The organism is Streptomyces sp. NPDC023573, assembly GCF_055559735.1.
On sequence record NZ_JBVHKB010000008.1, the window covers coordinates 270,034 to 283,068 of the forward strand.

Below are 13,035 nucleotides of genomic sequence, written 5' to 3' on the forward strand. Positions count from 1 at the left end.
GTCGTCCGAGTCGGTCCGAGCGGATCAGCGGGGCGTGCGGGCCCGGACCTGGTAGTGGTCGGCCACCACCCGGGCCATGGCCCCGATGGGGTCGGACTTCACCTGCCGGGCCGAGAAGTAGACATGGCCTCCCACCTCCGGATGGCCCGCGGCGAGATCGAGGTGCCGGGAGAGTTCGGCGGGGTCCTGCCAGGCCGCGGGCTGGGCGGGGTCCCCGGCCTTGTAGAGCGCCTCTCCGATGTACAGCCCGACGCCCGTGCCACGGACCGTCCCGGCCCACCACGACAGCAGCTTCGCGTAGTCGGCGGCGGAGAAACCGATGTTCCAGTAGATCTGCGGGCAGATGTAGTCGATCCACCCCTCCTTCACCCACTTCCGGGTGTCGGCGTGCAGGTCGTCGTACGTCTGCACGCCGGCCGCGGTGTCGGAACCCAGCGGGTCGGTCGCGGCGTTGCGCCACACCGCGAAGGGGCTGATCCCGAACCGGACGCCGCTCCTCACCTCCTTGATCCGCTCGGACGTCTCGCGCACCAGCCGGTCGGTGTTGTCGCGGCGCCAGGACGCCTTGTCCGCGAAGTCCCCGCCGTACCGCTCGTACGCGGCGTCGTCGTCGAAGACCTGGCCGGCCACCGGGTAGGGGTAGAAGTAGTCGTCCCAGTGCACCGCGTCGACGGCGTAGCGGCTGACCGCGTCGAGCATCGCGTCCTGGACGAATTGCCTGACCTCCGGCAGCCCCGGGTTGTAGTAGAGCTTCCCGCCGTACGGCAGGACCCAGTCCGGGTGCAGACGCGCGGGGTGGGAGGCGACGAGACGTGACGGGTCCGTGTGGTTCGCGACCCGGTACGGGTTGAACCACGCGTGCAGCTCCAGACCCCGGGCATGCGCCTCACGCACCGCCGTACCCAGCGGGTCCCAGCCGGGGTCCTTGCCCTGGACACCGGTGAGGCACTGCGCCCACGGCTCGTACGACGAGGGCCACAGGGCGTCGGCGCTCGGCCGGACCTGGAGGACGACGGCGTTCAACCGCAGAGCGACCGCCCGGTCCAGGTGGGCGATCAGCTCCGCCTCCTGGGCCGCGGCGCTCAGGCCCGGCTTCGACGGCCAGTCCAGGTTGGCCACCGTGGCGATCCACACACCACGCAGCTCGCCCTGGCCCGCCCTGCGGCCCCGGCCTCCGTGCCGGGGCGATCCCGGCCCGCGCACGGCGGCGGCATCACCCGCCGTCGTCAGCGCGGCCACTGTGCCGATTGCTCCCATCACCAGTGACCTCCGGCCCATACGAGGCATCTGCGCACCTTTCGTCTCTTCGTTCCCGTGTGTCACGTCGGCAGTCCGTGACACAGATCATGCCCGCTCACGGACCGCAGGACCCGCAGCTCGCCGGAGACGGATCGCGGAGTAACGTCGTGGGGTCGAGGCGGGCGCCGGTATCGGACGGGACTGCCGCACGGAGATCAGCGAAAGGCACGAGGTGACGGACTCTATGGCCGACATTGCACGCGTCGGAGTGGTGGGCTGTGGCCAGATGGGCGCGGGCATCGCGGAGGTGTGCGCTCGTAGCGGCCTCGAGGTCAAGGTGGCGGAGACCACCGGTGAGGCCCTGGAGATAGGGCGTACCCGGCTCCACAACTCCCTCTCCAAGGCCGCCGAACGCGGAAAGATCACCGCGGAGGAGCGCGACGAGACCCTCGCCCGCCTCAGCTTCACCACGGACCTCGGCGAATTCGCGGACCGCGATCTCGTGATCGAGGCAGTCGTGGAGAACGAGCAGGTCAAGACGGAGATCTTCCAGGTGCTCGACCAGGTGGTGACGCGGCCGGACGCGATCCTCGCCTCGAACACCTCCTCCATCCCGCTGGTGAAGCTGGCCGTGGCGACCTCCCGGCCCGATCAGGTCATCGGCATCCACTTCTTCAACCCGGCGCCTGTGCAGCGGCTCGTCGAGCTGATCCCCGCGCTGACGACGTCCGACGAGACCATAAAGCGCGCGGAAGCCGTCGTGCGGACCGTGCTGGACAAGCACGCGATCCGCGCCCAGGACCGGTCGGGCTTCGTCGTCAACGCCCTGCTGATCCCTTATCTGCTCTCGGCGATCCGGATGTTCGAGTCGGGCATCGCCAGCCGCGAGGACATCGACAACGGCATGGAGATGGGCTGCGCCCACCCCATGGGCCCGCTCAAGCTCGCCGACCTGATCGGCCTGGACACCGTGGCCTCGGTCGCCGACTCGATGTACGCGGAGTACAAGGAGCCCCTGTACGCCGCTCCCCCGCTGCTCCAGCGCATGGTCGACGCGGGCCGGCTCGGCCGCAAGACGGGCTCGGGGTTCTACCCGTACGACTGACCACCTGTCCCGGGGCCCGGCGCTCACGCTGCCGGGCCCGCGGGGGCAGGTTCTACGAGGTCAGAACCGTGTGCGGCTCCGAAAGAGCCTCGTCTTCCGCTGCCGACCCGGCTCCGTGCCGGAGCGCTACGGAGCCTCGGCACGGATGCTTCCGGGGGCTGGCCATTTCCGGGGCGGGAGGGTTTTGGTCGGCCGCGGGCCGGACCGTGAGCCAGATCGGGCCCTTGCTCCGTGTGCCGGCCGGAGGGTATCGGCGGAACTGGCAGTCCGCGGCCGGTGGCGGCCGTTGCGGACCACCAGTCGAAGACCGGCCTCCTCATGCTGCCCGCATGAGCTTCCTCCGCAGAGCCTGTCGCCCTCGGCAGGGTTCCTCGTGGCTCAGCTGACGGTGACGAGGCGCTGTACAGACAGGCTGCGTGAGGAGCGGCCGGCGTGGACGGTGTAGGAGCCGGGGATGAGTTTCCAGGCGCCGGCAGTCCACACCGACAGATCGCGGGCTGAAACGCTGAAGGTGATCCGGGTGCTTGCACGGGCAGCGAGCGTGACCTTGCGGAAGCCGATCAGGCGCCGTGGCTCGGCCTGGGCGTCGGCGGGCAGAGCCGCGTAGAGCTGCACGACTTCGGTGCCTTCGCGAGATCCGGAGTTGGTGAGGGTGACGGCGGCAGTCAGCGTCCTGGTCGCTGCGTTGTAGGACGTCTCCAGGGAGCCGAGGTTGAAGGTGGTGTAGGACAGGCCGTGTCCGAAGGGGAACAGCGGGCTCTGGTTCTTCGCGTCGTAGTAGCGATAGCCGACCAGGTGCCCCTCGCTGTGCGAGACCGTGGGGCCGTTGCCCGGGTAGGCGGCCTCCGTGGCCCCGGGTCCCTGGGACGCCGTGACGGGGAAGGTGACCGGAAGGCGGCCTGAAGGGTCTGCGTCGCCGAAGAGGACGGCCGCCAGTGCGGTGCCCGTGGCGCGTCCGGCGTACCAGAGCTGGACGACCGCTTCGACATCGTTGATCCACGGCATGGCGACGGGGCCGTCGGTGTTCAGGACGACGATGGTGCGGGAGTTGGCTGCCGCGACGTCGGCGATGAGCTTGTTCTGGTCGCCCGGCAGGTCGAGGGAGCCGTGATCCATGTCCTCGCCCGCGACCCGGTTGACGATGACGACGGCGGCGTCGCTGGCCCGTGCTGCGGCGACGGCGTCGGGTATGAGGGACTTCGGCTGCCAGCCGAGGGTGAGGCCGCAGGTACCGGTGTCGGCGGTGCTGTTGCTGTACTCGACGCTGATGCTCACCGCCTTTCCCGCCGTGAGATCGACGGTGCCCTGGAGCGGGTAGTCGTACGGCCCGAGGAAGAACCGGCGGCTGTGACGGGTGCCGGAGATGACCGTCTTGCCGTTGATGACGAGCTTGGTGGTGCCTGCGGGCAGCAACGAGAAACGGTGCGGGCCCGTGTCGGTCGGCGTGAGGGTGCCGCTCCAGCGGGCCGACCACACGGCGGGCAGACCGGCCACGGGCGCACTGGTGAAGTCGATACCGGCGCTGACCTGTGTGGCGACCGGAGTGCCGGACGGTTGGGCCGCGGCGTAGAAGCTGCCGGTCAGCCCCGCCGCGCCGGAGGCTGTGCGCAGCACTGTCGCCGGGACGGCGGTGAGGGGGATGTCTCCGACAGTTCCCTGACGGTAGGTGACGGCGACCCCGGTACCGGCACGGTCCCTGATGGCCGCCAGCGGAGTGGTCCAGGTGCCGGGGTTCACGTAGGTGGAGCCGGATACTCCCGTCAGAGCGGTGTCCTCGGCCGGGCCGATCACGGCTAGCGACTTGATGGTGGAGGTCAGTGGGAGGGCTTGGCTGTGATTGGTGAGCAGGACCGTGGAGTTGACGGCGAGGTCGTGGGCGAGGTCCTTGTGTGCCTGGGTACTGACGTTCGCGGCGGGCGCCGGTACGGGGTGGTCGAACAGGCCGTTGACGTACATGGTGTTGAGGATGCGCAGGGCGGCATCGTCCAGACGGGCGGTGGGGACGCTGCCGTCGGTGAGGCCGCCGACAGGTATCTTCACGCCTCCGGGGCCGAGTCCGCCGAGGTCCATGCCTGCCTTGACGGCTCCTACGGGGTCGTCGCCGGCCCAGAAGTCGGGGACGGTGTAGCCCTTCAGACCGATGGTCTTCTTGAGGTCGTTGAACAGTGCGGGGCTCTGGGTTGCGAACGTTCCGTTGATCTTGGGGTAGGCCATCATCACCGAGGTGACGGGCACGGCGTCGATGATGCGTTCGAAGGCGGCGTGGTAGATCTCGTGCAGGGCCCGGTCGGAGATCTGAGCGTCGACGAAGAAGCGGTTGACTTCCTGGGTGTAGGCGCTGAAGTGCTTGAGGGTGGCGACGACGTGCTGTTCCTGAATGCGCCTGGTGAGCGCCGCGCCGAGGGTGCCGGAGAGGAGCGGGTCCTCTCCCATGCTCTCGGCCTGTCGGCCGAAGTGCCAGGTGCGGGCGGTGTCGACGGTGGGGCCCAGAAGATTGTTGTAACCCTTGGCGCGTCCTTCGGCTCCCAGCGCCTGGCCGAGCCGGCCGGCGAGGTCGGCATCGAATGTCGCGGCCTGCGCGAGGGGAACGGGGAAGGCCGTGACGCCGGTTTCCCCGCGCAGGCCGGCTGAGGCGTCCACCATGGTCAGGGCGGGTATGCCGAGCGAACTCAGGGCCGCGAAGTCGCAGCGGACGAGGGCCTCTTTCTGTGCGGCGGTCATCCTGGCGAGGAGGGCGACGGCCCTGCTGTCGGGTGCGGCACCCGTGGTACGACGGGGCGCCGCGGCGGCCGGTGCGATGCCGGAGGCCAGAGCGGTGAGGACGGCGGCTGAGAGAAATGTACGACGGTTCATGGCGGCTCTTCCATGAGGAATGGGCAGGACAGAACGGCGCCTTGGTCGGCGCGAGCAGCGGGACGCCGCACCCTGCGGGGCTGAGGGGTTGCTCACTGGCGCGCGCCGCCTGGGCACGGCGCCTGCGGCCTATCCCCTCTGGTAGGCCTCGTCGAGGGCGGCAAGGACGCCGTCGATATCGGTGCGTCCGGAGAACAGCTTCTGGATCTGTATGAAGTGCTCCTGCTGGACCTGAGGGTCGGGCCACAGCTGATCCATGAAGGGCACGGTGGTGCCGGCCTTCTGGTGTGCGACCAGTTCCTTGAGGACGGGGTCGGCCGTGAAGCGGTCGTTGGGGATGGCAGGCAGCGTGCCGCTGTCCTGGTTGTAGAGCTGCTGGCCGGCGTCGGACCCGAGGAAGGCGGCGAACTTCATGGCCGGCTCCTTGTTGTCACTGTCGGAGTTGACTCCGTAGGCGGCTGACACGGCGCCGGGCATGTGGGTCTGTGCCGCGTTGTCGCTCGCGGGCAGGGCGAACATGGCCAGTCGAAGTTCCGGAGCTGTCGCGGTGATGGCCGAGGTGCTGCTGGCGACTTGTACGACGCCCACCGCCCTGCCCTCGGCAACGTCCTGGATGGACGTCTCGTAGCTCGTTCCCAAGGGATCGCTGCTGAAGCAGCCCCGCTCATCGAGCTCGACGTACTTCTCCAACGCCTTCCTCCAGCCGGAGTCGGCAAAGGTGGCCCCGCCGTTGCCCATCTCCGTCGCGAACTCCGGATGACCGGCGTAGACAGTGGTGGCGGCCAACGCGTAATCGACGAGCTGGGTCACCCACGGCGTCTCGATGCCGAGCGCGAACAGCACCTTGCCGCCGGCCTTCGCCTTGTCGCACAGCTGCAGCAACTCGTCCCACGTCTCCGGGGCGGTGCCGCCGATGTCACGCATGGCCTCCTTGCTGTAGATCGCACCGATACCGCTGTAGTTGGCCGGCACGGCATAGGTGGCGCCGCCGACCCGGGTCACCCACTTGGTGTCTTCCGGGACTCTGCGCGCGAATTCCAGACCGGACAGATCGGCGAGCCGGCCTGCGGACTCCAGCGTCCGCACAGCGGCAGGATTGCCGTAGCCGGGCCAGACAGTGAAGATGTCAGGCGCCGTGCCTGAGGACAGTTGGGCGGGGAGAGTGCTCTGGAGCTGGTCGGTGTCGGCATAGGTCACCGCGACCTTCACCTGCGGATTCTCCCGCTCGAAGGCCGCCACGACAGTCTTCATGGCTGAGCGGTCGGTGATGTTGGCGGTGATCTTGAGAGTGCCGTCGTCGGGGGCTGCCGAGCCGGACCCACCACATGCGCTCAGGCTCAGGGCGAGGCTCGTGACCATGACTGTGGCACGGACGCGGCGGGAGGTTCTCATGACAGGCTCCGTGCAGGAGAAGGGGATGTGCGGTGCCGAAGTACTGCTGGGGCCAGCGGCTCTCGCGGACGAATCGCCGGCCGCTCGACGGGCCGCCGTGGGGGTCGGGGCCGGCCGGGCAGTCAGGTGCTCGGCCGGCCCCAGCTTGAGGAGGGGTCTTCTACGAACACCTCTTGCTGGCGAAACGCATTTCCAGCTCTTTCGAGATGACCGCCGCCGCGTCTCACGGCAAGAAATTCCGGTGTCCGGTGACAACAATTCGAGAAGCGCTTCAGTCAACAAAAGGGAAACTATTGCCTCTCACGGCTTCAGGTCAACCCTCGGGGAGCACGCACCTCAAGGAAATCTCACAACCATCAAGGCCACCCCTCCCCTCAAACAAAGCGATCTGAAATTTCAATTGAAACCCTTCATGAGACTGCCATTTATCAGCGCAATGGATGAAGACCATCCACCAGACGAATACCGGAGAGTTCGACGAAACTTGGAATGACACGACAAAGCCCGGCGCATGCAGGCATGCGCCGGGCTCCCTGTAGCTGATGCGTGAGAGTTTGGTCAGACAACCTTTATGGCGAGTTTCGCCGTGTCGAGGGCGTGTTCGCCTGGCCCCAGGGCGACCGGCGTACAGCCGGGCAGTTCCGCGATTGCTTCACAGCCTTCCGGTACGACGATGTCGGCTGTCAGCCCCGTGGCGGTCTGCTCCCACGAGATGGCCACCGTTCCGTAGGGGGTCTCGTGCCGGGTGCGGGCTGATGTGATACCACCGCCGGGGCGTGGGCGGAAGGTGATCTTTCGGTATCCGGGGGCCGTGGCGGTGATGCCGCCGACCACACGGTGGAGCCAGTCGGCGACGGCTCCGAGAGCGTAGTGGTTGAACGAGGTCATGCCGCCGGGGTTGAGGGAGCCGTCGGGCCGGAGGCTGTCCCAGCGTTCCCAGACAGTTGTGGCGCCCATGGTCACGGTGTACAGCCAGGATGGGCATTCGGTCTGCAGGAGCAGGCGGTAGGCGATGTCGAGGTGCCCGGTGTCGGTGAGCGCGTCACAGATCAGCGGTGTGCCTACGAAGCCGGTGGCGATGCGGGCGTCGTCCTCGACGACCAGCTCGGCCAGGCGGTCTCCTGCCGGCCGCCTCTGCGGCGGGGTCAGCAGGCCGAAGGCGAGTGCGACGGCGTAGGCGGTGGGGCTGTCGCTCGTCATGCGGCCCGAGGGAAGGACGTACCGGTGGCGGAAGGCGTCGGCCACCTCGTCGGCGAGTGCGCCGTATCGCTCGGCGTCCGCGTCTTTTCCCAGCGCGGCTGCCGCCAGGGCAAGGTGGCGGGCGGAGTGGGCGAAGTAGGCGGTGGCGACGAGGTAGCGGTCGGTCCGCCCCGCGGCCGGGTCGTCGGGTGGTGCGGCCGGGTCGAGCCAGTCCCCCAGCTGAACGCCTGCGTCCCACAGCCGGGTCGGGCCGGCGAGGCTTTCGACGAGGTCGACCCACTTCTTGGCCATCGGATAGTGGCGGCGGAGGAGGTCGAGATCCCCGAAGCGCTGGTGGAGCGTCCAGGGGGTGAGCGTGGCGACGTCGCCCCAGGCGGCTCCCGGGTGGATCGGCGTCCACATCGGTGCGCCCGGGATGACGGGGACGTACCAGGGGATCGTGCCGTCGGGCAGCTGCTCGAGACCGACGTCGGTGAGCCAGGAGTCGAGCATGCCCGCGCAGTCGTAGAGGAAGCTTGCGGTGGGGGCGAAGATCTGGATGTCGCCGGTCCAGCCGAGGCGCTCGTCGCGTTGGGGGCAGTCGGTGGGGATGTCGACGAAGTTGCCGCGCATGCTCCACACGACGTTCTCGTGCAGACGGTTGACCAGGGGGTCGCTGCATTCGAACCAGCCGGTGCGGCGCATGTCCGTGTGGTAGACCCGGGCGGTCACCATGCCGGCGGTCAGGTCCGCCGTCCAGCCGCTGACTTCGGCGTAGCGGAACCCGTGGAGGGTGAAGCGTGGTTCCCAGCTGAGCGGGCCCCGTCCGGAGAGGATCAGGGTGTCGGTTGCGTAGGCCTCGCGCAGCGGCCGCGTAGCGAGTTCACCCTCCTCCAGGACCTCGGCGTGCCGGAGGGTGACGGCGGTGCCGGCCGGGCCGTCGAGCGTGACGCGGAGGCGGCCGACGAGGTTCTGGCCGAAGTCGAGCAGGTGGCGGTCGTCACCGGTGCGGGTCACCTCGACCGGTGCGATCTCCTCGGTGCAGCGCACCGGTGGGCCTGTAGGGGCAACGAGGGTGCCGAGGTCACGGCTGTGGGTACGCACCGGAGCCCACTCCCCCGCGGCGGCGCCGGCCGGGGTGGCCCAGCCGGGATCGTGCAGCCGGGCGTCGAACGTCTCGCCCTCGTACAGGCCGCTGGTCAGAATCGGCCCGGGGGCGGCGCTCCAGGTGCCGTCCGTGGCGACCGTGGCCGTGGTGCCGTCCTCGTACGTCACCTCGAGCTGGGCGATGAGGGACTGGTCGGTGCCGTAGATGTTGCGGGTGCCGCCGTCGAAGCCGTACTTGCCGCGGTACCAGCCGTCACCGAGCCAGGCACCGATGGTGTTGGCACCTTCGGTGAGGTGGCCGGTGACGTCATGGGTGCGGTAGCGCAGACGGTGCGGATAGACCGTCCAGCCTGGAGCGAGGGTCTCGTCGCCGACCCGGCGCCCGTTGATCTCCGCCTCGTACAGGCCGTGCGCCGTGATGTAGAGGCGGGCGCTGGTGACACGGCCGTCGAGGTGGAAGTCCCTGCGGACGCGTGCCGGGCGACGGCCTGCTTCCGGGTCCTCGTCCCAGGCTGCACCCACCGGGACCGCGTGCCAGTCGGCCGCGTCGAGCAGGCCCGCCTCGACCCCGCTCGGCCGACTCCAGCCCGAGGGGGCCTCGGAGCCCGTCGTCCAGACGCGGACACGAACGGTTACACGTTCGCGGGAGGTCAGCGGTGCGCCGGGCCAGGCGACGAGCACCTGGTCCCGGCCGGCGACTCGTCCGGTGCGGTCGGCCCGTCCGGCGCGAGTGAATTCGACTTCGTACGCCTCCTGGGGACCGCTGCCTTTCGGCAACGTCCACGTCAGGCGCGGGGCCGGGGCACCGACTCCGAGGCCGTCCGGAAGATGTTCGAAGGACACCGGTGAGGGCTGAGGGGGGAGCAAGGGAAGCCTTTCGTCACGTACACGGGAACGGGGGGCACGGGCCTGGCTCAGCCCTTGACCGCTCCCGAGGTGAGGCCCTTCATGACCTTCTGGTTGAGGAAGAGATAGATCAGGAGGGTGCCGAACACGTTGATGCAGATCGCGGCGAACAGCGGCCCGTACTGGGTGGCGCCGAAGTCTCCGGTGAAGTTGAGCAGACCGACCTGAATGGTCCGGAGGTCCTGGTTGTTGGTGAAGGTCAGCGCGATGAGCAGGTCGTTCCAGATGAAGAAGAACTGCACCAGGCCGACCGTGAGCAGGGCGTTGCGGACCAGGGGCACGCTGATGGTCCAGAAGGCGCGCAGGATGCCGGCGCCGTCGATGGTGGCGGCCTCGAAGAGTTCGCGGGGGACGGTGCGGTAGTACGTGGCCATCATGAAGACGGTCAGTGGCAGGCCGGTGCCGGTGTAGGTGAGGATCAGCGGCCACAGGGTGCCGGACAGACCTGCCTGGAAGTACACCGTGAACAGCGGCAGGAGGATCATCTGCGGGGGGACCATCATGCCCGCCAGGAAGACGAGAAGGGTGAGGCTGCGGCCCTTCCACACCATGATCTGCAGGGCGAATCCCGCGGCCGTGCCCAGCAACAGCATGAGCGCCAGTGCGGGCAGGACGGCGAGCAGGCTGTTCTGGACATAGAGGCCCAGGTGGCCGGTGGTCCAGGCCTCGGAGTAGTTGCCCCATTCCCAGGTGGTGGGCAGGCTCCAGGTGGAGTTGTTCAGGTAGTCGTCGTTGGACTTCAGGGACGTCAGGAACATCCAGATCAGCGGGTAGATCTCGACGACCAGCAGCAGGGTGACGACGATCTTCACCCACAGGCGGCGCGGTGTCCTGGGCCTGCGGCTAGGCCCGGCGTTCCCGGACGCCCCCCGGCTCCAGCGGCCTGCGGAGGTCTTCACAGGTATGTCGATGGCCATGTGTTCAGCCCTCCGTGATGTCGCGCTGGGAGACGCGGTAGACGACCAGGCTCACCAGCAGGCACACGACCGTCAGCAGCAGGGCGATGGTGCTGCCGTAGCCGTAGTCGCTGTAGGTGAACGACGTCTGGAACATGTACAAGGTCAACGGCGTGGTGCCGTTGCCGGGGCCGCCGTTGGTGAGGGCGACGACGGAGTCGAAGACCTTCAGGGTGCCGTTGATGCTGAAGATGAGCGACGACATCAGCACAGGCAGGGACAACGGGAGCACGATGTGGCGGATCAGCCAGAGCCCCGAGGCGCCGTCGAGGCGGGCCGATTCGAGGACCTCGTCAGGGATGTCGACCAGGCCGGCGAAGAGCAGCACGGCGTAGAAACCCATGGAGCGCCAGATGTCCATGACGATCAGCACCCAGAATGCGCTTCCCGCGCTGCCGAAGAAATCGATGGAATCAAGCCCGACCGCGTTGAGGAGCGAATTGACCGGGCCTGTCTGGGGGGCGACCTGGAAGAACTTCTGGAAGAGCAGGCCCACCGCGACCGTGGGCAGGACGACGGGGAAGAAGGCCAAGGTGCGGATGAGCGCGGAGGACTTCTTGAGGAAGAATACGTAGAGCAGTGCCAGCAGGTAGCCGGCGATCACCTGTCCTACCGTGACGATGGCGGCGTATTTGAGAGTGAACCAGAGGGCGTCACGGACGGCCGGGTCATCGAACAGGCGGGAGAAGTTGGCGGCCCCGTTTCCGGTGAAGCCGTCGATGGTGTTGCCCTTGGTGAAGGAATACCCGAGCGACCACACGATCGGGACCAGCATGATCAATGAATAGACCAGAAGGGCGGGACCGAGGAGGATCGCGATGGCCCTGCGGTCACCGAGTACGCGGTGCATGGATGGTGTCCACTTCGTTTCCGTTGAAGAAACCTGTCGGAACAAAACCGGGGGCGGCCCACGTGTACGGCGCGAGGAGGCCCATGGGCCGCCCCCGGTTGATCACTGGGCGGCCAGCGCGTCCTGGACGGTCTGCATGAACTGCTCGGGCTTCATGCTCCCGGCCACCAGGCCGGCGGCGTTGGTCTGACTCACGGTGGTGGCCTTGGTGCTGAACAGAGCCTCGAACCACAGGACGTTCTGCTTGGACGTGCTGATGGTCTCGCGGACCTGAGTGGTGACCTCGTTGGCGTCCTTCACCTCGGTGTTCACCTTGAAGCCGGAGATGGAGCCGTGGTCCTTGAGCGCGGTGCTGCCGTAGTTCTTGGCGATGCAGGACGCCCAGGCGCCGGTGTTCTTGTCGAAGGACTTCGCGCCGAGGGTGATGCCGAGGCCGACGTTGGAGGGGTACTGGTCGATGGAGCCCTTGCCACCGGCGACAGCGGGGAAGGGCATGAAGCCGACGTTCTGCGCGCCGACCTTGTTCTGCTTCGCGTCGGAGACGTTGGCCAGCGCCCAGCTGCCCATGTAGAACATGGCGGCCTTGCCGTTGAGGAACTGGTTCATCGCGGTGTCGTAGTCGATCGAGCCGACACCCTTGCCGAAGTACCCCTTCTTGCCCAGGGCTGCGATCTCTTCTGCGGCCTTCACGTACTCGGGGTCGGTGAGCTTCGCCTTGCCGTCGGCCACCCTTTGGAGAGCGTCGGGGCCCAGGCTGCGGTAGAGGTAGGTGCTTACCAGGCGGGTGATCGGCCACCCTTGCTGACCGGAGGCGGTGAAGGGCTGGATGTCCTTGGCGTCCAGCTTCGCCGCGCCGGCCACCAGCTCGTCCCAGGTGCCCGGCACGGCTATGCCGTTCTCCTGGAAGAGCTTCTTGTTGTAGAAGATGCCCTCGATGTTGTATTCGTACGGCAACACCTCGACCTTGCCGCCGTACAAGGCCTTGATCGTGGAGACGGCGGCAGGCTCCAACTGGTCCAGCACGCCGAGCGACTTGAGCTCCTTCTCAAGGTCGGCGACCTTGCCCGACTTCGCCAACTGCTGTGTCAGCGCGGGAGCGTTGCCCGCAGCGAACTGCACCGGCAGGGCGTCCTGGCCTGCCAGCAGCTGCAGCTTCTGGTCCAAGCTCGCCTGCGGGACGGTCTCCACCTTCAGCGGCAGCGCATCGTTCGCCGACTTGCACGCACCTTTGGACATGGTGGTCAGGGCGGTCTTGACGGTGGTGTTCTCGGTGACGCCCAGATAGCTGAATTCCTTGGGCGCGGCAGAGGATGCGGCGCCGCCGCCGCCGCAGGCGGTGGTGAGCAGGGCCAGTGAGGCGGTGCCGGCCGTGAACAGGCTCAGACGCGCACGACGAACGCGGGGCATGCGAAGGGACACGGAAGACTCCCGGAGGGCTTTGAGAGAGG

The 13,035-nt window shown here is 67.9% G+C and carries 8 protein-coding genes; 1 reads left to right on the top strand and 7 read right to left on the bottom strand.

Features of this window, described 5'->3' with window-relative positions; all coding sequences use genetic code 11:
* Positions 1-24: 24 nt before the first annotated feature.
* Positions 25-1,287, bottom strand: a complete 1,263-nt coding sequence (locus ACZ32T_RS25850; RefSeq protein WP_467264649.1) for a glycoside hydrolase family 10-like protein — start codon at positions 1,285-1,287, stop codon at positions 25-27.
* A 196-nt stretch (positions 1,288-1,483) separates the two neighbouring features.
* Between ACZ32T_RS25850 and ACZ32T_RS25855 the strand changes: the two genes are divergently transcribed.
* Entirely contained in the window at positions 1,484-2,344 is an 861-nt protein-coding gene (locus ACZ32T_RS25855) for a 3-hydroxybutyryl-CoA dehydrogenase (RefSeq protein WP_467264647.1), read from the top strand.
* 378 nt (positions 2,345-2,722) lie between these two features.
* Here ACZ32T_RS25855 and ACZ32T_RS25860 read toward each other — a convergent pair whose 3' ends face one another.
* The 6 genes from ACZ32T_RS25860 to ACZ32T_RS25885 form a co-directional block, all read right to left on the bottom strand.
* Entirely contained in the window at positions 2,723-5,197 is a 2,475-nt protein-coding gene (locus ACZ32T_RS25860) for a glycoside hydrolase family 3 protein (RefSeq protein ID WP_467264645.1), read from the bottom strand.
* A 129-nt stretch (positions 5,198-5,326) separates the two neighbouring features.
* Complete coding sequence (locus ACZ32T_RS25865) at positions 5,327-6,589, bottom strand: ABC transporter substrate-binding protein (protein ID WP_467369256.1); 1,263 nt, start codon at positions 6,587-6,589, stop codon at positions 5,327-5,329.
* 558 nt (positions 6,590-7,147) lie between these two features.
* On the bottom strand, positions 7,148-9,718 hold the full coding sequence (locus tag ACZ32T_RS25870; RefSeq protein WP_467369258.1) for a family 78 glycoside hydrolase catalytic domain: 2,571 nt from the start codon (positions 9,716-9,718) through the stop codon (positions 7,148-7,150).
* A 71-nt stretch (positions 9,719-9,789) separates the two neighbouring features.
* Positions 9,790-10,698 (bottom strand): carbohydrate ABC transporter permease, encoded by a 909-nt coding sequence (locus ACZ32T_RS25875; RefSeq protein ID WP_467264637.1) that lies wholly within the window; start codon positions 10,696-10,698, stop codon positions 9,790-9,792.
* Between the two features lie 4 nt (positions 10,699-10,702).
* The gene (locus ACZ32T_RS25880; protein WP_467369260.1) at positions 10,703-11,587 is read right to left on the bottom strand and encodes a carbohydrate ABC transporter permease; all 885 of its coding nucleotides are present in this window, start codon (positions 11,585-11,587) and stop codon (positions 10,703-10,705) included.
* 102 nt (positions 11,588-11,689) lie between these two features.
* Positions 11,690-13,006, bottom strand: coding sequence for an ABC transporter substrate-binding protein (locus ACZ32T_RS25885; RefSeq protein ID WP_467369263.1), 1,317 nt, complete (start codon positions 13,004-13,006; stop codon positions 11,690-11,692).
* Between the last annotated feature and the right edge of the window lie 29 nt (positions 13,007-13,035).